Raw genomic sequence first — 22,139 nt, 5'->3', positions numbered from 1 at the left:
TTTTGTTTAAAGAAAGGAAAAATTAATGACAAATTGGTTATTCTATTTAACTAGTTTCATCAATCCTAAGTATCTTGATATTTTTAGTGGTTTGGTAGATTGGTGGCAAAAATCAACCAATTCAGGTGATTATGATCCAGCCAAATTACAAAAAGTAACTGAAGCTCTACAAAATGCGGCACCTTATTTACATTATGATGATTTTTTGGGACGTATTTTGAATCAGACAAAATGGGGCATAGTTAAGATCTTTTATGGATTTGCCAATTGGGCAAGTGAACTAGCAACAGATAGTTTGGATTTCTCAGGAATCTTAAAATCCACAGGATTAAATACTAATTTAATTAATGGGGTAATGGGAATTGCTGCAGGGTTGATGATTTTAACCTTAACTTGGATCGGAATTAAAATTGGTACCTCAAGTAAAGCTCCTCAATTAAAAAATGTCGTTTGGCAATTAGCAATTTCAGCGTTCTTAATCGGAAATATTCAGCCAATTACAAATTGGGTGGTTGATCAGTCTACAGGTGTATATAAAGGCTTTGTACAGGCTGATAATGATAAAGGGACGTCAAGCTTGCCATATCAGGTAGTACAAGCCAATTCTAATGACCTATTAGCAATCATAGCTAATAATTTTAGTGGCTTCAAAATCAATAATGGGGATACTAATACCAAATGGGAAGGTGTTTCTAAAGATAAAAATGGTGAAATTAAAGACCAGAGACAAAAAGATGTTCACTATGGTTCATTTGCTATGAACAAGTCTGATTTTGATACTGCAACATCAGGCGATTTATCAACTACTATTTCAGCTGATTTAGCTGAGAAATTAAGTAATAAAGCAAATAAGTCTAAGGAAAAACCAGCATGGGATCCTGACAATTTGCGTTATAAATTAGCTCCTACAGGCGTTGGTACGAAATCAAATGTAAAGGGAAAAGCATATTCAGGATATTATGCAACCCAAGTAAGTCAAAGCAATACTGCCTTTTTCAAAATTTTTAACGGTGGATATGAACGATATTCAGTACAATTTTTCCCAGTTGTAGTTGCCTTACTTTCAATGACAGTTGCCTTCTTACTAGTTTGCTTTGTTTCAGTAAGAGCATTCGTGGAATTGGCAATTATGCAAGTATTATCAATCATTATTTTCTCCACTGATTTGGAAACTGGAAAGCGTACTAAAGCTGCGGTACAAGATATTTTTAGTTCAGCGTTGTTAATTGCATTCCAAGGCTTTGAATTAGCGTTCTATAGAATTGTAGCCGTGTGGATGAGTTCATCAGATGCAGGAAAGATTCATGATAATCCTTATTTATATGCAGTTGGAATGATTGCTTTAACTTGGGCACTTTGGGAAGGTTCAAGCAAGGTGCAAAAATTCTTTGGTTTGGATACTGGACTTAAGCAAGGTTGGAGTAAAGTTGCTGGAGGAATTGCAGCAACTGAATATATTGCTGGTAAAGGTAAAAATTTAGCTGAAGGCGCTGTTGGAGTTGCCAGAGGTTCTGGTAAGTTAGCAGGGGCAGCGATTGGTGAAGCTCAAGCTTGGCAAGCTGGTAGCTCTACTAAGGCTATTGCTAAAGAAAATGGAGCAAGCAATAGTGAAGCAAAACAAGCTGGCAGTTATGCAAGAAGAGCCTTTCGTTCAGCTCATAGCGACTTTAAGCAGAATGGTGGCAGTGCAGTTGATTGGAACAGGGCAGTAAATTCTGGCGCTGTATCTGAAACTGTACAAGATGAAGCCGCTAGAATGATGAGAAATGGTGGTTTAACTGATAATCAGTACAACACTTTACATCATAATCCATACATGCAAAACAGAGCTGAAAAGAATGGTGGCAGTGCAGAACCAACAGGTATTGGACGTGATACTTCATTTGTAGGAAATCCAAACTATGATGGCAAGAAAGAAACAGTTGCAACAAGCAATGTTGATTCAGCTAAAAATGTAAATGACCAAGGTAAGAATACATCAGTTAAACCTGATAATATTCAAAACCAAGGCATTAAGACCGATGATAGCAAGCCTAAATCAAATGCTGCTAAGGAAAGTTCAACTGACGGCTCTATTAAGTCAACAGGTGGAGCTAAGACAACTGGTAATGATGCAAAAATTCCAAATACCACAGTTGGTGAAGCAACGAATGGTTCAAAGACTGGTAAAAAAGAAACAGCAAATGATCCTAGAACTAACAGTGCTTCAGTTACTGGTTCAGGTTCAAAGCGTGGTGAAGCAAATAGCTCTTCAAGCTCACCAACAAGTAGTAATGCGGTCGATGAATTACCAAGCTTGAGAGATACTCAAAAATCCACTAGTAAGTTAGCAAGTCAACACCGTTCAAATCAACAAACCACACCGCCAAAACCAGTTGGTGAAGGCGGTAGACACTTAAGCAATGTTTCAGACTTTAAGGGACAAGACAGTCATAGTAAAGTAACTGAAACTGCTGGTACCAACCATGTAGATATTGAAAGAAAGGCTGGCAGAACTGAAGTATCTACTCATGATGTAGGCAATCAAGGAATGAGTAGTGTGAAGGATGCTATGAAGAGCAGCGTACCTTCAAACACTAATAGAACCGTTGAAACTCAAGGCAATACTAACACGGTGACTGAAATTAAGCATGATAAGACCACAATCAATCAGCAAGTTGAAAACTCTGCTGAAACTAAATCACCAAGTTCTACCAACATTGGCAAATTAGGTCATGGAGATAGCAGAAGAAAGGATTAGTGCATGGATAAATATCAAAAAATAATGATTCCTAAGTCAACTAATGTATCTATCCAAATCTTTTTCCTAGATATGTTTGATGTTTTTGCTCTTTTCATTGGGGGTATGGCAGGACAACAAATTTCTTTTCTATTTAATTTACAACCGACTTGGCAATTAGTAATGACAGGTTTTGGAGTTGTAGTAGGAATTCTGCTAGTAATGCGAACCCCATTAGCACCAAAGATTAGAAATTATCGTGTTTTGTTAAGCATTATGCGACAAGACCAAAGCAGATATTATCCATTATTTTTAGAAGGAGAAAATAATGCGAACAAAAAGAAAAAGTAGAAACAGTAGGAGCAAAGCTCCTAGCTTGTTTAGAGCTTTTGGCTTAGATAAAGGATCAAGACAAGATGCAAGAGATCAATCAATAGTTGAATACTTGGGCTATAGTAACTGCTCAAAAGACGGGATACTTGATTTAGTAGATGGCACCCAAGCACGCTATTTGCGTGTACATTCGACAGATTTATATTCACTTGATGATGAAACCAGAAGTAAATACCTAGATTCATTTACTACATTTAATCGGATTTATAGCAACGATTATAAAATTGTAGTCATGTCGACGAGAATTGATACTAGTGAACAACAACAGTATTTTCGCCATTTAAAGAATGGGATTCGTTCACCCAAAACCAGATATGAAAAAATGCGTTTACGATTAGTTAATGAAATGTTGTTGCAATCAGTAATGCTGTCAAGAAATACAGAAGATTACTCTGATGTGCAGTTTTACATTATGATTTTTGGAGAAGATTTGCACGATATTAGAGTTAACACTAGAACCGCTCAATTTGCTGATCAGGGATTAATGGGATTAAGACCATTGAACTATAAGGAAACAGTTAAGGTACTCTTTAGAGAAAATAATTTGAATAGTAAGTAAGGGAGAAAAAATGCGAATTTCTAGTTTATTGAAAGCAAAGAAACATAAAAAGAAAAAAGTAACTGTAAAGTTAAATCCAAGACAGGTTACTAGTTTAAAAAAGCAAAGAGAACTGCAAAAAAATGGTTATAATACCAAATTTTTAGCAGAAGTCCAGCCACAAGGCGGGATTACTTTTGCAGACAATTATGCAATTGCTAGTGATGGATATGCGGCTTGTTTATCGGTAATTCATTATCCTAACGATCCATTATTACTTTGGATGACTCAAGTGGCATTGAATGATTCAACGTTAACTACAATTGATGTAAAAACTGATTCTGGCTATGAAATTAAGCGACAACTGAACAGGTCAATTGAAGAATTAGCTGATAGACAAGTTAATGCGAGAAAAGCTACTGATGCATTAAATGCACAAAAGGATATGCAATCACTAGAAAAGTATGCATTGGAATTAAGCCAAGGCGGTGAAATTCCTAAATTGATGCTAACTAGAATTTTTGTTTATGCTCCAACCATTGAAGCATTAGATCAATCGGTGTCTAATCTTCGTGGCAAACTTCGGGGTGAAGGTTATAATGTTGCAGTTTATATGTTTATGCAAGATAAGCAGTTTAAGTCAATGGCATTGCCCCTATCAGAACAAGAAAAAGATTTGGCAGCATTGCCAGAACAACCAATTCCTGCTTTAACGGTTGGTGCTGGTAATCCATTTTCTGCTCAAAGTTTAAAAGATCCAAGAGGTGTTTGGTTAGGTCGTACTTCAACTGGAGGAGCCTTTTATTTTGATCAATTTAGATCAACCAATATTAGAAGATCATTTAACATGATGATTTTAGGGAAGATGGGTGCAGGAAAATCAACTTTAATGAAAATGCTTGTTGAAGGTTCAATAGCAAGAAATATGTACTTTCGGGGGATCGACAAAACTAAGGAATATATTCCCTTGATTAAACATTATGGTGGAACCGTGGTTAGCTTGGATGGGTCAGAAGGTATGATTAATCCACTTGAAGTAATGGCGACTACTGTAGATGAAAATACTGGTAAAGTTGATGAACTATCAAGCTTTTATCAACATATTTCTAAGGTTGATATCTTATTTCAAATGATTAATAAGGGATCCTTTGCAAATATTGAAATGCAAGAATTTGATTCATTGTTACGTGGATTTTATGTAGACATGGGATTATTACCTAGAAATTTTCAACAAAACAAAGAAAATATAAAAATTACTAACTTAGATAGTAAAAAATATCCAACTTTTAGTCAGTTTTTAAATTGGCTAAAAAAGTTGGCTACGCCAATGTACTATCAGCAACATCAATTCACAGCTGAAAGAATAAGAACTTATGAGAAAATCAAGGTAGCATTGGAATCAATGATTGAAAATTACGGTCAATTATTTGATGGCTATTCTACAATGAGAGATTTAACAGATACTAAGCTTTTGCTATTTGATTCTTCAGCCATTTCAACAATGAACCAAAATGTTTATCAGGCACAATTGTATATGGCTCTAAGTTTGATTTGGAGTCATGCATTGATAAATGGTAGAAAACAGAATGCTCTGTTAAAGGCAGGAAAAATCACACGTCAAGATGTACAGTATTTTGATGTGTTCCTGGATGAATGTCATAACATCATAAATTATGAAAATATTTTTGCGGTTGATTATGTTAAAAACTTTGAACGAGAAATGAGAAAGTTTAATGCAGGTATTATATTTGCAACACAATCACCAGAAGAAATGGTTCCCGATTCAGTAGAATCAGCTCAACTATCAAGCTTAAAGGTGGTATTTGAACTTTGCCAATACAAATGGCTAATGAGTATGGATCCATCTCAACTTAAGAAAATTAAAAGTCTATTAGGCGAAGCGTTAAATAGTTCAGATTACAGTAACATTCCTGACTTGCAGACAGGACAAGCAATTGTCACGATGGGAGGAAGAGAAAGATATCAAGTCAAGATGAAACCATCTGAACGACAACTTGAAATTTTTGCAGGTGGTCAATAATGATAACAAATATTAAGCGGTTAAGACAGACAAAAAGATGGGCTGGATTAGCCGCTTTTTTATTAGGAATTTTAGCTGTCTTATCAGTTGTATATTTTATTGTAATTTTGATTGCAGCAATGGGTGCTGCAACAGATGATGAATGTGACACAGGAGGAGAACAAGGAGGGGTAGTAGAAGGAAGAATTAGTGTCATTGAATCACCTAAGTATGGGCAGACAGCTATGATGCATATAGCAGATGCTGTACATGAAAAAACAGGGATTAGTGCTAGATTGCTTTTTGCTCAAATGGGACAAGAAACAGGTAATGGTGATAGTTCCGTTGCCAAGCATGATCATAACTTTGGTGGTATGACTTATTCAGAAGGAAGCACTATCGGTACCAAAGGTGAAAGCCGTGGTAGTGAAGGTGGTAATTACGTTCACTACAAGAACTTAAGTGATTTTGCGACCGAGTGGGCTGTAACAGTTCAGAATGGTTTTAAAAAAGCTGGATTAGGAAAAGATGCTACAGTTGCTCAATATGCTCATGCAATGAAAAAAGCAGGATACTATACCGCAGCTGAAAGTGATTACCGAGCAGGTATGGAAGCTCAAGCTAAAAAATATGATGCCTTGAAAGGCAATAAATCACTAGCTAAAGGTGATGGGTCTAGTGGCTCAGATAATTCAGCTGAGGAAGATTGTAAGCCAATAAGCGGCAAATGGGGGTGGCCATTCAAGTCAATTCCTAAAAAAGGACCAGGTAATACAATCTCAGGTGAGCAATTATTTGGTAAGTCATCTACAAGAACAGGTGGCTTTCATGATGGTGTTGACTTTGGTACTGTTCCATATGGTGGACAAGATATTTTGGCAATTCATGGTGGAACCGTTAAGAAAATTGCATTTCAAGGACATACTCAAGATAGTCTAGGAATGTACGTCTGGGTAGAAGGCTCCGATGGTTGGAATGTCATTTATCAGGAATTCGGCTTTGATGAAGCAGATTTGAAATACGTCAAGGTAGAGGTAGGCGACAAAGTTTCAGTAGGAGATAAAATAGGTCACTTAGCAAGTAATGCACATGGTATTACTCACGTTCACATTGGTGCAACTAAAAAAGATTTTGCTACCGCAGAGCTCTCTGCGTACAAAGATGATGGTACTTGGAAAGACCCAATTAAATTAATTAAAGATGGTTTGAACAATGATGCAGAATCTGAAGAAGATGATGGCTTATCAAAAACTGAATCTGAAGCACGTGACTGGATTGTTCAGAGAGAATCTGGAGGTAGATGGGACGCAGTTAACCCAGCTAACCCAAGTGTTTATGGACGTTATCAATTAAAGAGAGAATATCTTAATGGTGATTACAGTCATAAGAATCAAACAAGGGTAGCAAATAAATATGTAAAAGGCAGATATGGTTCATGGCGTAATGCACAAAAATTCTGGATGAAACATACCTGGTATTAATGCCAAGAAAGAAGGATAAAGATGAAGCAGCAGAAAAAGGAGCGAGAGTCCAATCTGAAAGTATGGATGATGACAGCTGGAGTATTATTCGCTGTTCTGGGAATGTTTGCAATTGCCAGAGTTCCTAAAAATGATGAACTGAATGATATTAGGGCAGAAATTAAAACTGTTGAGAAGCAAATAGTTCAAGAGCAAAATAGTCAAACAAAGAATTCTGCATATAAACAAAAGTTTGATGTGGTGAGTGCAGAAGAAGAGGCACGTGACAAGTTTCTAAAAGTGATACCAGCTATCTATACTAAAAGAAAATTTTCGTCAGCTAAACAAAAAGAAGAATTTAGTGCTTGGACAAAAATTTTTCCAGGTAAAGAGGGCAAAAACTTCATCAAAAATAATGGAGATTCTTATGGTTATTTAAGAAACAAGAGTACAACGGTTTACTTTGGTGACTTAACAGATGTAAGTCATACTAAGATTACAGTAGTAACCCTAGTCGAAAGTGCCAATAAAAAAGAAGTTACTTATGGTTGGGACTTTGATTATAATCTTAAGACCCAAAGAATAAATAGCTTTAAAGAAATCAACATAGAGAGGAACTAAGATGAATAAAAAATATCTTTTAGGTGGAGCAATCCTCGGAATCATGCTCGAATTAGGCGTAATCAATTATGAGACTAACAAGCAAAAAGCTATCGACTATCATGTTGATCAGGCAAGAACTGAGTTGGCTAAAAAGCAAGATGAGTTAAAAAATGTAGATGCTAAAATTGGAAATTCGCAAAAGCATATTGCTATGAAGGAAGGAGGCAGCAAAGAGAAACTAGCTGAGCAGGATGTAGCACAGACAAAAGCCAAGAAACAGGTAAGTAAACTGCTAAAACTGCTTTACACGTATGATAGTGGTGATGAAAAATTAAAAATACCAGACAAGGTGAAAGATACACATTTAGTAAGTGAAAAAGTCTTAAAGAACAATTCTATGTTTAAAAATGATAAGCAATTAGAGCTCCAATATAGTGGGGCAGATATGACAGGTCAGATTGATGAACTAGATTTGAAGACAGGTATTTTAGAAAATAACCAAGTGCCTGTATATGCCAAAGTTTATTTTGAAATGACAAAAGATGATAGAACTTTGGGAACACCAACTGATGCTTACCAGCTGATTTATGATACAGCGACTAATCAAATTACTTCAATTAAGTATTTTGGTCGCTATCAAATTGATCGTGAGGCAGATTAAGATGCAACCGAAAAAAGAAACTAAGGTAAAAATCATTGCAGTTAGTTGTGCAATGATTTTTTTGTTGTTCATAGGAGTTATTGGTTTTAATCAACATGTTAATCATGAACTAAATCAAAAAAACATCGTTAAAATCAAAACTAATGATGACTCAACAGTTTTATTTTATCGAGATGACTGCAAAAGCTGTCGTTCTATTTTTTCATACGCTGTAATGAAAAAAGATTTATTTAGAAAGAATATACAGTTTGTAAATACTAATCAACCACAAAACCGACACTATATTACGGAGTATAAGTTAACTAAGGTACCAACTTTTATCCATTTAAAGTATGGAAAACAAGTAGAAAAATATACGGGAACTAACATAGAAAAGATAGATCAGGTCATAAGAGGTGATTAAAAATGTCTAGTCGAATTGTATATCAATCAGAAAAAACTAAACTAAAAAAATCAAATCATCGTTTGAAATTAGTTGCCTTAGTTTTGTTTTTGTTATCAGCAGCACAACTAATGGCAACAGTTTACTTTAATCGTGATAATCCAGATTCAGAAAGTCAAAGACAAATTCGAGATCAACAGGAGCAGATTACTGAATTAAAACAGGAATTAAATGATAGCAAAAACTATCGTGTACATTCGGATGACAATTAGAAAGGCAAAAAATGATTCAAAGCAAAAACAAAAATGAATTGAAGCGACACCAAAAACATAAGTATCGCAAAATTTATTTATCATTCATTGGAGTGGTGGCTGCAATTTTTATTGCAATCGTTGCTAGTCCCTATTGGACAGGAAAATCAATTGACACTGAGCAAACTGTTAATGTAGTGACAGGCAATTCATCATTTTACCTAGCAAATTCTATTTACAATAAGCAAAGCGAAAAGATGTTGCTAGAGTATTATCTTGGGGACTCTACAGACGTAACATCTACTAGTGACGATTCAGACTTAAGCAACTTAAAGTATGCTATAAGAGTAGTAAACATGTCACGTGGCGGAGAAGATGGAGAAGAGCTTGCGATCAAATCACAGAAAATCAATAATCACTTTTTAGTAATTGAGGTTAGCGGAATCAAAAATGGCTTTGGAGATTTAAAGATTGATATTCTGCCACAAAAAGTTAATAAGCGAGTTAACATGCAAGATTTCTCTGAAAATAATTATATTGAGTTCTTCATTAAAGAGAATAAGGTTGATCTGACTTCAAGCAAAGTAACTAAGAGCTATCAAAACTATATCCTTGATTATCGTCAATATCTGATTAATTGGAATAAAAAGAAGATTAGTCAAGAACAAAATACAATTAAGGATGCTCAAGCTACGATTCAAAATTCTCAAAATAATTTAGATTCTGCAAAGGCAAAGTTAGAAAAAGTTGGTGATAGTCAAAAAGAAAATTACCAAACACAAATTAGTAGTTTGGAAAATGATATTTCAGAAAACAAAGCAGCTATCACACAAAGTCAGCAAGCAATTTCTAAATATGAAGACACAATCAGAGACATTAAGGACGGTGATTTTGATAATTAGGTGCAAAATTTAGCTAAAAAATGTTACGTCTTGGACGTAATGAGCTACGTAAGAATACGTCCTGTTCGGATATCACTAAAAAACATTACGTATCAAGACGTAATGTCAGGTAAAAGACGAACAATTTAGAAGTATACAGACGTCAAATTAATCAGAAGTGATATCACTTCTAAAAATGCGAAATCGCTTGGTACAACCAAGCCCAGCACACCTTGATAAAAGGCGTGGGGTCAGATTTCCCTTATGCTCTTTACTAGAGATAACTAAAAGAAGCAGATTTTAGTCAAATTTCAGAGTAGAAACTAGAAGGAAAACTAGAAACTAGAAATCAGAGGAAAGAAAAATTATGGTAAAAGTTTTAATCCGTGGAATCAGCGAACAAAACTTGGCTAGAATTGATCGGATTGTTAATCAATTAAATCAAAATTCAAGTAAGAAAATTTCCAGAAATCAATTTTTGAGAGAACAAATTGAACAAATTCCAATTAATTTTCAAAATCAAAATGAAGATTCGCAAACTAGTTTATTGATTCAGAAGCAGAATAAACTTCTGCAGGAAAATTTATTAGGGCTGAATGTTCTTGCAAAGTATTTCATTAGTGGAGATGTTAATGACACCGAACGAGCATTAAATTTGTTAGATAGTTTGTCAGAAGACACGGCAAAAGAAGATGATTAAATTTAGAAAGAGGGCAAGAAATGGGACGACAGCACTTTTTGCAATTTCGACTCAACGATAAGCAATGGGAAGAAATTAGGCAGATTAGAAAAGAACATTGCTTTGATAATAATGGTCAACTTTATAAGTTCTTATTCTTCAATGCCATGTTAGGTGTTCAAAAAGAAAAAGAACTGGAAGAGTTACAAAAAATTAATCAAAAGATTGATAATGCTTTGAAAAAAAGACAAGAAACTTACGCTGATTAAGAGGACCAGAAAAAATGATTAAGACAACTTTTAGAGCGACAATTTCTGATACAGATTTAGATTGGATTCAAGATTATAAAGAGGAACACGATTTAAAAAATAATGCTGAAGTAATTCATCATCTTATGAAGTTAGCAGAAGAAAATGAAAAAAATTCTAAGTGGACAAAAGATTTAAGTGATATTAGAAAACAACAGCGATTTACCAAAGAACAAGTTGCAATTCTAACAGAAATGGTAAGTGAGTTTTTGATGACTCAAGGAATGCAAATTGTCGGAAATGGAATTGATGCAGAAGTTTATAAATCTGCAAAGAGAAAAGTAAAAGAAAGAATTAATAATAGAATGGAGGAAAATGGCGGACAACTTGAGTAAGTTTTGATGCTGAGATTGCGATTCTACGGCTTTTAAAATTGAAAGAGCAAAATAATTAATCAACTTGCTTCATAGAATTTTTATTTGTAGGAGGTAATTTTTGGGACGACCAGCTATAATTTTAACTTCAAAATTTTCTGTGCCGAGTTCACGAAAAGCTTTTGGACGTTACGTTGGATATATAGCCAGAAAAGAAGCATTAGAAGAAAAAGAATTTTTAACTGCAGAAGAAAAAGATGAATTAAGTCGAGTTAAAAAACAAGTAAGAAAATTAAATCAGGAAAACAACTTTACTAGAGTAAAAAGTGAAGAACATTCTGAACGAGAAGCAGCTGCTGAAAAGTTAATGGAAAAGAGAAATTTTTTTGATTTGAATGATAAGGAATTTGATAAGTATCTTGGGTATATGGTACGAATTGATGCATTAAATCAGAAAAAGAACGAAACGGGACTAAATACCAAAGAACAAACTGAATTGGAAAGAATAGGGCAAGCTGCAAGTAAGCTGAGTGAAATTCATCCAACCAAAGAAAAAGTTTTAGATGGAGTATTTAGCTCTGACAAAGATATTGTTCAGTTGAAAGATTTAGATTATATTCGTGAGCAATTAAATGAAGGACAAGAGAATAATTCTGTCTTGTGGCAAGATGTTGTTAGTTTTGATAATAGTTTTTTAAAAAAGAAGGGGATTTTATCTAGTACAACTGGAATATTAAATGAGGAAGAACTACAAAAGGCAACTAAAAAAATGCAGAGTATTTTTCAAAAGGAAATGGATCCACCATTAAATGAGATGTACTGGGTGGCTTCCATTCATAGAAATACTGATAATGTTCATATTCACATTGCAACAGTTGAGAAAGACCCAAGAAGAAAAATTATAAACCGTGAAGGGATTAGTCAACCTAAGGGTAGGCGACCACAAAAAATAATTGATCATATGAAAAGTGGTTTTGCAAATGAACTGATTGGTTCTTCAGAGATGACTAAAGAATTATCTCAGAGACGTCAAGCTATTAGAGAAGCAATTCAGGTTAATTTGACTAGTCAAGTTGAACAGCCAACTTTTCAAGCAGAGATAAATCAATTTGTTAGAGCATTGCCTGAGTCAAGAAGAGAATGGTTTTACAACAAATTAGATAAAAGCCAACAAAAAATGTCGGATCATTTGGTTGATGAATTGTTAAAGGATAATTCCGACTTTCAAAGATATAAAGATTTAGTTTGGAAAATGCAGGATGACCGACAAGCTTTATACGGTAAAAGTAAACGTGAAAATAAAAATTATGCAATCAACCAACTGTATGGCAAAGAAGGTATTTATGCAAGAAATGGTAATGCGTTGCTTGCTGACTTAAGAAAAATCGATAAGGAAGCAAACCACAATCAAAGACACAGGATCAGTTTTAAAGATAAAGTTGATCCAAATGACTACATTCAATCTGCATTAAAAGAAATTCGGAAGGATGCAGCAGAACAAAAGTCAAAATTAGATGATTCATATAGACCACATTTGCGTGCAAAGTCTAAAAAGTCTTTCAAAAGACACAATTATTTAAAAAAGCCTTTTATTAGTCAAAGTCAAATCCGAAAAATAAAATCGAATCAAGAAAAAGTATTCGAAAAAATAAATGCAGATAAGGAAACTAAAAAGAATTTACGTGAGTTTGAAAAATTACAAAATGAAGTTGAGCAAGAATTAGAATAAGATCATCTTAATTATTGGCTAAAAATATTAGTCGGGCATAGGTGGGAAATTAGCAAGTAGTTTGTACTACTTGTTTTTTTATTGTTAAAGATAGGAGAAATTGAAATGCTTGCTTTTACAAAAGAACAAATTAAAGCAGCAAATTCTGCAAGTATTGTTGAATATGCAAGGAGTGCAGGAATTGATTTACGTCAAACAGGCAGCGATGAATTTAAAGGGGTAGAACATGATTCATTGGTAATTACACCATCCAAAAATTCTTTTTACTGGAATTCAAGACAAGTTCATGGAAAAGGTGCATTAAGCTTTTCTACATTGTATGAATTGTCAGGTAGCAATTTAAATGAAAAAGAGAAATTCCTAAAGGCAATGGATAAGGTGTTAACTAGTGGAGTAGGTGATGGCAAAGTTTATCAGGTCCAAAAAGAATCCTTCAAGTTTGATAAAAATCAAATAGATTCAGAAAATAAAATTAATCGAGTATGGGGATACTTGCACAATCAACGTGGAATTTCGAGTCAAACTATAGATCAATTACATAGAGACAAAGTGCTTGCACAAGATAAATTGGGTAACGCACTTTTTTTGTGGCTTGATCCTCAAGATAGACGACAAGTTAAAGGAGTATCAAAACAAGGTACAAAAATTAATCATCAAAAATATGGTAGAAGAGGAACCCTCAAAATGATTGAAAAAAATTCTACCAAGGGATATGGTTTTTCATTCGATTCACCAGGTATGAATGGAAAAACTCCAGAAAATATTAGATTTTTTGAATCACCAATTGATGCAATTAGTTTCTTTGACTTGTCTAAGGTAAAAGTAAAGGGTGGAATGAAAAATACTAGGTTTGTTTCGATGGATGGCCTTAAAAAAGAAGTGTTTGACTCGTATATAACACAAACAGCAGCACAATTACAAAAAGAAGGTCGAATTCTTAAAAGTGTAGGTTTAGGTGTAGATAATGATGAAGCTGGAAAAAGATTTGTTAAAGATATTCAATCTAAATTTCCTAAAGTTAAATACTGTAAACCTAGTGAAAAATTAGGTAAAGATTGGAATGACACCTTAAAAGCTTTTCGGAAAATGCAACAAGGAAAACAAAAATCTAAGCATACAACCAGAACATTACCAGGACAAGAATTTGAAAAGCGATCGGCTTATTTGAGAAGAGACCAAGGATTAGAAAGATAAGCATATAGAAAAAGCAGTTAGTCAGTGACTAGCTGCTAATTTAATGCAAAAAAAGAAGCACATACCGCTTTCCGTATGCGCCGCTCTTTAATGAGTCTCACTGATCTATTCCTCGCCTTCTTTAAGCTAGCATATCGCTAAGGTAGTAGGCAGCCAAGTTGTAAATACAACTCTTTAATTTGCACTGTGATCTTTACCTACATTGTAACATGAAAGGATAAATTAATGAATAATAGACATTCTGACTAGCATATCGTCAAGGCAGTGGGCAACATGATCAAGTAATGATCCTTAATTTCTACTGCTATTCTTAAACTTTTTTTAACACATATTCAATAAGAAAAAGTGTAAAAGAAAAGTCCCTCCAAACATCGAAGGACTTTTTGAAAAGCAATGCACTACGCTCTCTTTTGCCATACGACAAGGCAGCGAGCCACCTGAATTGAAAATTCAAAACCTTAATTTGAAAATTGCTTCTTCAATTAAATTTATTGTAGTGTAAAGGAGAAAAAAAGTGAAGAGATTAGAACAAACTTTGAATAAGCAGGTTAAATATATACCTCATGGATATCATATTATGCGAAGAAGAGATCAAAGATTAGAAAGATAAATAATAAGAAAGAGCAGCTAATCAAAAACTAACTGCTAATTTAATGTAAAAAAGAAGCACATACCGCTTGCGTATGTGCCGCTCCAAAAACAAGGATTATTAATTAAATAGTGCTAAAATTGTAAGTAATCTAACTAAATGGAAAGTAAGTGAGAACAAATGAGTGAAAACCTAGACCTTGCAAACTTCATAGTCTCTTTTGGTAGTATGAATGACTACAGTAGTACTGTGTTGCAAACAAAAAGAGCCTTAGATCTTAATGACCTATCTAAGCTTGTACATCAACACCACGATGGTGCCATCTTAAAAGATGCTTTAGATGGCATAGCTGCAGCAAAGAAATTCGGATTTACAAGACAAGGAATTATTGAAATTAATAAAGCCTTTACCCATAGCGAAGAAGAAGACCCAAGTATTCCAGGGCGCTTAAGACATGCAAGTTATAATCCAGACGACGCAATTGTCATTATCACAGACCCTAAAGGCACAGCTAAAGGTGCATACTTTGCTCCAGAAAACGTCTACCCCGAAGACTTAGATGAAATAATTGAACAATACAACTCGTCTAAACAGACTACTAAAGATGCGTGGAGAGTATTTGCAAGCTTATCCAAGCTTCAACCATTCCAGGACGGAAATAAAAGAACAGCGCTAATTGCCGCAAACTCTGCTCGAGATACCTGGGAAACCAGAGATTATTTAACCCTTCCTTTTGACAACATAGACCACGCTGAATTTATGATTAGCCTCATGAGATTTTATCGTGCAGATACTAGAGAACAAGAAGACAAAGCTTTGGACCGAATGATAGAAACTTTACCTAGCAAGAACGAAGTTGCGTATCATTTGAGCAACGAAATTTCGCAAAAAGATATTGACATTAATGACCTAAAAACTAAAAGAATTAAATCATTCTACCAAAATCAAGAATTAGATAGGTAACATTAAAGAATCGCACCAAGGCTTAAATAGATGGTATAAAAAACGCTGAAATCATTGAATTATCAAAACTTCAGCGTTTTTTATTCTCAGCTAAGACAGTAAATTATCTTCAGCAGAAACGTGTAAATTTAAAATTACTAGAAAGAAGGTGATAGTAGTAAAAACTAAATAACTTGTATGTAGTCAGGACACTTCATTATGAAGCGTCTTTTTTGTTTTCTTAGAAAGGAAAAATTATGTCAACACGATCAAATGTATCAATTTTAAATCCAAATGGTTCAGTTACTACTCAGTATTTTCATATGGATGGTGGACTTACTTTCACAGGACAAAATTTACTAGATAATTATCGTACTTTAGACGATGCCAAAAAGTTAATTGAAACAGGGAACTATAACGATAACCATATTCCAGAAAATCCTACAGCTGCTACTAAACTTATGGATGAATATAATTCTAATGGACAAAGAATCGATGATCCTGTTAGAAAACAGTATCATGACTTATCTGCGATGATTAACGATATATCAAAGAATGACGGTAAGTACCTTAATTCAGATGTAGAGTATCATTATCTTTTTTCACCAAGCGCTGAAGGAAATTATCAATGGCACACGATTAATCGAAATGGTATTAAGCCCCTAACTCAAAAAGTTATTGATAGTGAAAAAGAAAGTGGAACTTTAGCCGATGTAGATTGGAATAAATCTAGTTTTACTTCTGATTGGGCAGCACCATTAACTGATAAAGAGATATCGAGTCTTAATGATGATATTTCACTTCAGTCATAATATCTTGATCGCCTTCAAAAATCAAAACCAGAATTAGTATCAGGTCAAGTTAAAGATAAAATGGATATGGATAAAAATGCTTTAAAGTCTGAAAGACGACCTAGAAAGACTTTTGACCGTAAAGCTTGGAAAAAGAAACATACTCAAACCGTTGAGGATTTAAAAAATGGACTACTTAAAGAAGTAGATAATTATACTCAATCACCAGAGAAAGTTGTAGAAATGCTTGATTTTATGGATAAGTTTCATAACTATTCCTCAAGAAATGCAATGATGATTCAGATGCAGCGCCCAGGTGCGACTGCGGTGGGATCATTTGCAAAGTTTAAAAGCATGGGCTATAAGGTCAACAAAGGTGAAAAAGGAATTAAAATATTTGTTCCTACTAAAGCTACAGTTTTCTATCGTAAAAATAAGGATGGCAACAAAGAATTAGCTAACTTAAAGACTGCCACTAAAGACGAAAAACAAAAAATTGAGGCGGGTAATATAGAAACTTACCAAAAAACTTTTTATAAGATTGGCACTGTATTCGATGCTCCACAAACCAATATGCCAAAGGAAAAATACCCAGAACTTTACCCTAATAGACACCAAGATTTTAATATGAAGAATCCAGGACAGATTGACTCCTTAGAGAATGGATTAAGAAGTGTAGCTAATGACATGAAAATGCCAGTCATTACTTATGACCCATTTAATGCAGATATTCGGGATAAATATAAGGATCCGCAAAATGCTAAGGGATACTTTAACAGGGCTACTAACGAAATTGTGTTAAATGGATACAACACTTCAACGGAGAATGTATCAGTGCTTGCTCATGAATTGGGACATGCACAGCTACATAATAGCCAAAAACAAGAAAAGGGCCTGCCTAGAGAATTAAAAGAGATGCAAGCGGAGCTTACAAGTTATCTTTATTGTTCTCATTATGGAATTGATGTTAAGCAAGAGACAGTTGATTATATAGCTAATTGGACAAGCAACGGACAAAAGTTTAATGAGTTACCAAGTGGGGTAAAAGGGCAAATTTTGACGCATGTTGGTTCAGCTACTAAGACACTAACTAATAGTACCGATAAGTTACTCGAAAAAGAACAAGAAAAATTGGGTCAAATTGTCAAGGAAAACTTCTTAGATACTCCTGAACACTCGCAATGGTATGTGCAAAAAGAAAAAATGGAGCAAGAAGTTACTGACAATGAGACTAATGGAACTAATTTTAAGACCGAATTGACGGCACTAAGAAAAATCGAAAAAAGTATGACAATAGATACAGTTAGAAATTTGGATGATGCATTTAATAAAACGCAGTGCTGGACAGCAGATGGCAACTATAGCAAGTTAACCGACAATTTACAAAATGAAATTGAAAAAAATCAAGAAAAGTCTAAATTGCTTGATGATAAAGAAGTGCAAACTAGCAAGCCACATGTTGCTACAGTAAACAGTTCGCTGACCAATGAAAAAGCAAAAGAAATTGCTATTCAAAAAGGTGAACAGGAATTAGATCGTTAAAAAATATCAAAAATGCAAAATTTGATATGAGGATTGCAAAGCAGTTAGTAATTTATTGAACAAGTGGTGAGTAAATAATTTTCTAAATATTACTCTTATATAGGTTGATTCCATTGATTTAGTAGTATAATATCAGTATAAATGATATGAGGGGTGCACTACTATGGCTTCAATTACTAAAAAGAGAATTCAAGTACAAATTGATGATGGTGTTGTAGAAGAAGGTAATGCTGTTCTAAAAAAATTAGGTTTAACACCTACTATTGCTATCACAATGTTCTATAAGCGTCTTATTGCTGAGAATGGGTTACCATTCTCAACCAATTTAACTGAAAGAGAGAAAGATGAATTAGAAATTCAAAACTTAACAAAAAATTGGACAACAGAAGACCTGAATAGCCCTGAGAAACTGCAAGAATGGATGTCAAAAGATGAGTAAAAATATTGCTACAGCATATGTTCGTTTCGTTCAGGTTTCAGGTGGTAAAAGACGACCAATATTTATATTACAGGAAAATGAGGATAAGGTCTTTTTCTTTGACATAACGACAAAGTTTAAGAATAAATCCGAAAAAATTAAAAAGTATTATTTCGAAATAAAAGAATATGAAACTACAGGTTTGAAAAAACATTCGTGGATTGATACTTATAGACGTTATTCGGTATCTAAAAAAGATACTAATGTTAAGTGTATAGGTAGATTAAGTGATCAAGACACACATAGATTAGTTAAGTTTCTTCGTAAAAACGCTAAAAAATAATTTTATGTTAAAACAGCTAGCTTTAAAGTTGTTGTATTTAGAGCTGGCTGTTTTTTTGCGTGTTTATAATTAGCATATATGTTACCTATGCTTAATATATAAGTAACAATATATAATTTGGCGCTTTATTTTTTTAGTTAGTGCAATATCGTATACTACAAATTCAATATATGATATAAATGAAATGTCTGGATTATGATAAGGAGAAATAATAGTCAGTTATGAAAGAAGTTACAAGCTTAGAAGATATATTGTTTAACGTTGTTAGACCTAATAAAAAAGGTTATGCTAAGGACTTATCCAATTCCTATTATGTAATTGATATCGTTCAACCAGCACAACTTAATAAATCAGATACCTTGATTGTGATCAAAAAGAAATTGATTAGATATGGTTTTGATGTTAAAAATCTAAAGCATGATCAAGCTAGTGACTTTATTACTTACATTAACCAAGATTATCTAAAAAATTATGGTTATGTAATTAGTGACAAGATTTATCAGGAAGAAAAAGCAAAGCTAGAGAGCAAGGGAATTGACTTCTACTTCTACTCTAAGTACCTCAATTGTAACAATGATCAACAATTGTACAACTACTTTAGAAAGATGATTAGTCAAATGAATAAAGTCATTCTGGAAAGCATTAAACAAATTAACTAGTCTTTTATATATCGCGAAAATGATATATAATATAAATACCTCCATTAATCTATTTTTGGATAATGAGTATGCTATGTGAAGAATACCGTGAGGTATTCTTTTTTTGTAGAAAGGAATAGTAACGTGACAAGATTACTTATTTTAAATGAAAAAAAGTCTCAAGCAGAAAAATTTGCGGATTATTTAGGTGGAATGAGTGGCGAATTTGAAGGAAATCCATATGATATTGTTTATGCCGCAGGACATTTATTACAACTCAATGCGCCTAATGAAATGGTTGACCCAAACCTTGCAGCTAAATATGCGGATTGGCAGAATTTAGATAACTTTCCTTGGAATCCTCTCGATTTAAATTGGTCAAAGCAAGTTATTAAGTCCAAGCAAAGATACATTGATAATATTAAGAGTAATTTGCCTGGACATGATGTAATTATTATTGCAAGCGATAATGACCCATCTGGTGAAGGTGATGTATTAGGTTGGGAAATAGTAGATTATTTAAACTGGCAAAATGAAGTCTGGCGAATTCGTTTTAAAGGTGATGACTCAGCTAACTATGTAATTGATTCCTTACATAAGCCTGAGAAGGTTACAGTTAGTGAACAAGATGCTCAAGGAATTTTAGTAAAAGGAAAATCACGACAGAGATTTGATTTTCTAACAGGATTAGAAGAATCAAGAATTGCAACTGAGTTGGCAAGAGAACGGGGTTATAGTAATAAAGGTAAGGCGCTTTCAATAGGACGCTTGCAGACGTATATTACATGCTTAGTTGATGAACAAAATAGAGCAAGAAGGGCATACGTTAAAAAGCCTTTCTATGAAATAAGATATAAGGATGCTAATGGCAATACGTTTAAGCGTGACTATCAAGACGGAGACAGCTGGCGTTTTTCAGATAAAAGTTTAGCAGAACAAGATTTAGTAAATTATGCAACAGATCAAATTATTATTGATAGCACAACTGAAAAAAGAACCCAGCCGCCAAAGTTAGTCAACTTGGCTGACTTGGGTAAGATTTTCCAAAAGGAATATACAACTGAACAAATTACTGAGACTTATCAAAAAATGTATGATGATAAGATTGTTTCTTATCCGAGAACAGAAGACAACGCAATTACGATTGATGATTTTAACGAGTTACTACCATATGCAGATAAAATTGCAGCAGTCGTTGGAATTGATTCAAAACTCTTAAGTCATAAAGACCCACGCAAAAAATTCATAATTAAGAGTGAGGATCACGGAGCCAATCGTCCAACCAAATTAGTACCACAATCACTTGAAGAAGTTGAAGACAAATATGGTAAATGTGGTCGAGATATTTATGAACGAGTTGCTAAATCATATCTAGCAATGTTAGCTGAGGACTATGTATATACTCAAGTTAAAGCCCATATTGCAAACCATCCTGATTTTACGAGTACGATTAATGTTCCTAAGGAACTAAACTATAAGCTGATTTTTAACGAAAATGATTTAAATGAAGAAAAGCAATCAGAAAATAAGGCTACACATTTTACTCAAAACGCTAGCCCTGAAGTATATCAAGGTACAAATACGCCCCCAACTAAACCTACTTTAACTTTCATTTTGAATAACTTGGATAAATGGAACTTGGGTACTGGCGCAACTAAAATGCAAACAATCAGTAAATTACAAGCAATTGGTAAAGAAAATAAAAAGGTTATTCCCCAATTAAAAGTTGTAAAGGGAGTATTTGAAGTAACAGGAACTGGAGCATTGATTGCTTGCATAGCTAAAGGAACGTATTTATCTTCAGGGAAAATCACTAAACGATTGCAGGATATTTTAAATGAAATTAAGGCTGATCCCACAAAGCAAGATATAGTCTACTCAGTTGCAGAAAAGACAATTGAACATGATAAAGCAGTTATGATAGAAAATGCCCCATTATTAAAGCAAGATACACAAGTTAAAAAATTAGCTGGTGATTTAAAAGCAATTGAACGATTTAGCGGAGTCTTTACTCAAACAAATAAAACAGTAAACCCACCAGTTACGATTTTTGATGGACATACGACTACTGAAGTGGAGCAACAAGAAGCTTTAGAAGGAAAACAAATCACCTATTCGATTGAAAAATTTGGTAAAGAAGAACAACATACGGCTTATTTAGCCGAACAAACGTATAAAAGTAAAAAAACGGGTAAAGAGATTACCAGAGTTGGTTGGAAAGTAGAGTTTCCTGAAGATACTGATCACGTTAAAGGAATCTATAAGCCTTTAGCTAAAGAGATTAAATTTAAAAAAGAATATGGACAACATGTTTTTAGTGAGGAAGAAATTACCAGCTTGTTGGCAGGTGAAGAAATCAGTTTTGAAGCGACTGATAAGCAAGGAAAAAGCTTTATGGCTACTGGAAAATTGATAGAACAAGAATTGAAAGAAGGTAGACGTAAAATCAGGTTCTGGGGCTTTAGAGTTAATCCTAAACCTGTAGATACAAATGTCTATGTAGTGATTACATATAAAGACGGTAAAGAATATCATTTTAAGAAAACTTACCGAGGTCATCGTTGGACCCCTGAAGAGATTAAGAAAATTGCGGCAGGAAAAAAGCAAATTGTAGCTTTCAATGGTCGTAAAGGTACTTATCGAATGGAGATTAAGCCTAATCCAAATAAAGATTATAAAGGTAAATTTAAATATTTTGGCTTTGATGAGAAATTTGTTAAGTAGAGGTAGTTTATGAAAATGAA

Annotated in this window: 22 protein-coding genes; all 22 read left to right on the top strand. The window is 33.9% G+C overall.

The genetic code is table 11. The features are described from left to right. Positions 1 to 25: 25 nt before the first annotated feature. The 22 genes from J6L97_RS07375 to J6L97_RS07270 all read left to right on the top strand — a co-directional run bounded on the left by J6L97_RS07375 (position 26) and on the right by J6L97_RS07270 (position 22,119). Positions 26 to 2,740, top strand: coding sequence for a pLS20_p028 family conjugation system transmembrane protein (locus J6L97_RS07375; protein ID WP_057726569.1), 2,715 nt, complete (start codon positions 26 to 28; stop codon positions 2,738 to 2,740). A gap of 3 nt (positions 2,741 to 2,743) precedes the next feature. Further along, on the top strand, positions 2,744 to 3,070 hold the full coding sequence (locus J6L97_RS07370) for a hypothetical protein (RefSeq protein ID WP_005721436.1): 327 nt from the start codon (positions 2,744 to 2,746) through the stop codon (positions 3,068 to 3,070). Beyond that, complete coding sequence (locus J6L97_RS07365) at positions 3,048 to 3,671, top strand: hypothetical protein (RefSeq protein WP_054832742.1); 624 nt, start codon at positions 3,048 to 3,050, stop codon at positions 3,669 to 3,671. The genes J6L97_RS07370 and J6L97_RS07365 overlap by 23 nt, the downstream gene beginning before the upstream one ends. A gap of 10 nt (positions 3,672 to 3,681) precedes the next feature. Beyond that, positions 3,682 to 5,691 carry a VirB4 family type IV secretion system protein gene (locus tag J6L97_RS07360; protein WP_057726568.1) on the top strand — a complete coding sequence of 670 codons (2,010 nt, stop codon included), beginning with the start codon at positions 3,682 to 3,684 and terminating at the stop codon, positions 5,689 to 5,691. Further along, positions 5,691 to 7,151: an aggregation-promoting factor C-terminal-like domain-containing protein gene (locus J6L97_RS07355; protein ID WP_057726567.1), complete on the top strand. Its 1,461-nt coding sequence runs from the start codon at positions 5,691 to 5,693 to the stop codon at positions 7,149 to 7,151. The genes J6L97_RS07360 and J6L97_RS07355 overlap by 1 nt, the downstream gene beginning before the upstream one ends. Positions 7,152 to 7,172: 21 nt before the next feature. Beyond that, the gene (locus J6L97_RS07350; protein WP_005724861.1) at positions 7,173 to 7,751 is read left to right on the top strand and encodes a hypothetical protein; all 579 of its coding nucleotides are present in this window, start codon (positions 7,173 to 7,175) and stop codon (positions 7,749 to 7,751) included. A gap of 1 nt (position 7,752) precedes the next feature. Continuing rightward, positions 7,753 to 8,394: a hypothetical protein gene (locus J6L97_RS07345; protein ID WP_005727285.1), complete on the top strand. Its 642-nt coding sequence runs from the start codon at positions 7,753 to 7,755 to the stop codon at positions 8,392 to 8,394. Between the two features lies 1 nt (position 8,395). Further along, positions 8,396 to 8,797: a thioredoxin family protein gene (locus J6L97_RS07340; protein WP_005728982.1), complete on the top strand. Its 402-nt coding sequence runs from the start codon at positions 8,396 to 8,398 to the stop codon at positions 8,795 to 8,797. 2 nt (positions 8,798 to 8,799) lie between these two features. Continuing rightward, the gene (locus tag J6L97_RS07335; protein WP_005724858.1) at positions 8,800 to 9,048 is read left to right on the top strand and encodes a hypothetical protein; all 249 of its coding nucleotides are present in this window, start codon (positions 8,800 to 8,802) and stop codon (positions 9,046 to 9,048) included. An 11-nt stretch (positions 9,049 to 9,059) separates the two neighbouring features. Beyond that, positions 9,060 to 9,929 (top strand): hypothetical protein, encoded by an 870-nt coding sequence (locus J6L97_RS07330; RefSeq protein WP_005724856.1) that lies wholly within the window; start codon positions 9,060 to 9,062, stop codon positions 9,927 to 9,929. A 346-nt stretch (positions 9,930 to 10,275) separates the two neighbouring features. Further along, complete coding sequence (locus tag J6L97_RS07325; protein ID WP_005723210.1) at positions 10,276 to 10,608, top strand: hypothetical protein; 333 nt, start codon at positions 10,276 to 10,278, stop codon at positions 10,606 to 10,608. Positions 10,609 to 10,628: 20 nt separating this feature from the next. Beyond that, a complete protein-coding gene (locus tag J6L97_RS07320) occupies positions 10,629 to 10,856 on the top strand; it encodes a hypothetical protein (RefSeq protein ID WP_005721425.1) in 228 nt (75 codons plus the stop codon). A 14-nt stretch (positions 10,857 to 10,870) separates the two neighbouring features. Next, positions 10,871 to 11,230 (top strand): hypothetical protein, encoded by a 360-nt coding sequence (locus tag J6L97_RS07315; RefSeq protein WP_005723205.1) that lies wholly within the window; start codon positions 10,871 to 10,873, stop codon positions 11,228 to 11,230. A gap of 139 nt (positions 11,231 to 11,369) precedes the next feature. Next, entirely contained in the window at positions 11,370 to 12,938 is a 1,569-nt protein-coding gene (gene mobP2 / locus J6L97_RS07310) for a MobP2 family relaxase (protein WP_005723203.1), read from the top strand. A gap of 105 nt (positions 12,939 to 13,043) precedes the next feature. Further along, the gene (locus J6L97_RS07305; protein WP_057726566.1) at positions 13,044 to 14,132 is read left to right on the top strand and encodes a DUF3991 domain-containing protein; all 1,089 of its coding nucleotides are present in this window, start codon (positions 13,044 to 13,046) and stop codon (positions 14,130 to 14,132) included. Positions 14,133 to 14,901: 769 nt separating this feature from the next. Then, positions 14,902 to 15,684, top strand: a complete 783-nt coding sequence (locus J6L97_RS07300; RefSeq protein ID WP_005724850.1) for a Fic family protein — start codon at positions 14,902 to 14,904, stop codon at positions 15,682 to 15,684. Between the two features lie 236 nt (positions 15,685 to 15,920). Then, on the top strand, positions 15,921 to 16,475 hold the full coding sequence (locus J6L97_RS07295; protein WP_005728987.1) for a hypothetical protein: 555 nt from the start codon (positions 15,921 to 15,923) through the stop codon (positions 16,473 to 16,475). Positions 16,476 to 16,541: 66 nt separating this feature from the next. Continuing rightward, on the top strand, positions 16,542 to 17,996 hold the full coding sequence (locus J6L97_RS07290) for an ArdC-like ssDNA-binding domain-containing protein (protein WP_223876347.1): 1,455 nt from the start codon (positions 16,542 to 16,544) through the stop codon (positions 17,994 to 17,996). 163 nt (positions 17,997 to 18,159) lie between these two features. Beyond that, positions 18,160 to 18,435 carry a type II toxin-antitoxin system RelB/DinJ family antitoxin gene (locus tag J6L97_RS07285; protein WP_057726565.1) on the top strand — a complete coding sequence of 92 codons (276 nt, stop codon included), beginning with the start codon at positions 18,160 to 18,162 and terminating at the stop codon, positions 18,433 to 18,435. Further along, positions 18,428 to 18,757, top strand: coding sequence for a type II toxin-antitoxin system PemK/MazF family toxin (locus tag J6L97_RS07280; protein WP_057726564.1), 330 nt, complete (start codon positions 18,428 to 18,430; stop codon positions 18,755 to 18,757). The genes J6L97_RS07285 and J6L97_RS07280 overlap by 8 nt, the downstream gene beginning before the upstream one ends. Positions 18,758 to 18,978: 221 nt before the next feature. After that, positions 18,979 to 19,416, top strand: coding sequence for a PDZ domain-containing protein (locus tag J6L97_RS07275; protein ID WP_057726563.1), 438 nt, complete (start codon positions 18,979 to 18,981; stop codon positions 19,414 to 19,416). Between the two features lie 123 nt (positions 19,417 to 19,539). After that, positions 19,540 to 22,119 carry a DNA topoisomerase gene (locus J6L97_RS07270; protein ID WP_057726562.1) on the top strand — a complete coding sequence of 860 codons (2,580 nt, stop codon included), beginning with the start codon at positions 19,540 to 19,542 and terminating at the stop codon, positions 22,117 to 22,119. The last annotated feature ends 20 nt before the right edge of the window (positions 22,120 to 22,139 follow it).

Source organism: Lactobacillus crispatus, from assembly GCF_018987235.1.
GTDB lineage: Bacteria > Bacillota > Bacilli > Lactobacillales > Lactobacillaceae > Lactobacillus > Lactobacillus crispatus.
This window is presented reverse-complemented; position numbering and strand designations above follow the sequence as displayed.

Coding starts and splice junctions, on each gene's coding strand:
- J6L97_RS07295 (WP_005728987.1), top strand. CDS start 15,921: ATGTCAACACGATCAAATGTATCAATTTTAAATCCAAATGGTTCAGTT.
- J6L97_RS07360 (WP_057726568.1), top strand. CDS start 3,682: ATGCGAATTTCTAGTTTATTGAAAGCAAAGAAACATAAAAAGAAAAAA.
- J6L97_RS07355 (WP_057726567.1), top strand. CDS start 5,691: ATGATAACAAATATTAAGCGGTTAAGACAGACAAAAAGATGGGCTGGA.
- J6L97_RS07330 (WP_005724856.1), top strand. CDS start 9,060: ATGATTCAAAGCAAAAACAAAAATGAATTGAAGCGACACCAAAAACAT.
- J6L97_RS07315 (WP_005723205.1), top strand. CDS start 10,871: ATGATTAAGACAACTTTTAGAGCGACAATTTCTGATACAGATTTAGAT.
- J6L97_RS07365 (WP_054832742.1), top strand. CDS start 3,048: ATGCGAACAAAAAGAAAAAGTAGAAACAGTAGGAGCAAAGCTCCTAGC.
- J6L97_RS07300 (WP_005724850.1), top strand. CDS start 14,902: ATGAGTGAAAACCTAGACCTTGCAAACTTCATAGTCTCTTTTGGTAGT.
- J6L97_RS07320 (WP_005721425.1), top strand. CDS start 10,629: ATGGGACGACAGCACTTTTTGCAATTTCGACTCAACGATAAGCAATGG.
- J6L97_RS07350 (WP_005724861.1), top strand. CDS start 7,173: ATGAAGCAGCAGAAAAAGGAGCGAGAGTCCAATCTGAAAGTATGGATG.
- J6L97_RS07305 (WP_057726566.1), top strand. CDS start 13,044: ATGCTTGCTTTTACAAAAGAACAAATTAAAGCAGCAAATTCTGCAAGT.
- J6L97_RS07335 (WP_005724858.1), top strand. CDS start 8,800: ATGTCTAGTCGAATTGTATATCAATCAGAAAAAACTAAACTAAAAAAA.
- J6L97_RS07345 (WP_005727285.1), top strand. CDS start 7,753: ATGAATAAAAAATATCTTTTAGGTGGAGCAATCCTCGGAATCATGCTC.
- J6L97_RS07290 (WP_223876347.1), top strand. CDS start 16,542: ATGGATAAAAATGCTTTAAAGTCTGAAAGACGACCTAGAAAGACTTTT.
- J6L97_RS07325 (WP_005723210.1), top strand. CDS start 10,276: ATGGTAAAAGTTTTAATCCGTGGAATCAGCGAACAAAACTTGGCTAGA.
- J6L97_RS07275 (WP_057726563.1), top strand. CDS start 18,979: ATGAAAGAAGTTACAAGCTTAGAAGATATATTGTTTAACGTTGTTAGA.
- J6L97_RS07280 (WP_057726564.1), top strand. CDS start 18,428: ATGAGTAAAAATATTGCTACAGCATATGTTCGTTTCGTTCAGGTTTCA.
- J6L97_RS07285 (WP_057726565.1), top strand. CDS start 18,160: ATGGCTTCAATTACTAAAAAGAGAATTCAAGTACAAATTGATGATGGT.
- J6L97_RS07370 (WP_005721436.1), top strand. CDS start 2,744: ATGGATAAATATCAAAAAATAATGATTCCTAAGTCAACTAATGTATCT.
- J6L97_RS07340 (WP_005728982.1), top strand. CDS start 8,396: ATGCAACCGAAAAAAGAAACTAAGGTAAAAATCATTGCAGTTAGTTGT.
- J6L97_RS07375 (WP_057726569.1), top strand. CDS start 26: ATGACAAATTGGTTATTCTATTTAACTAGTTTCATCAATCCTAAGTAT.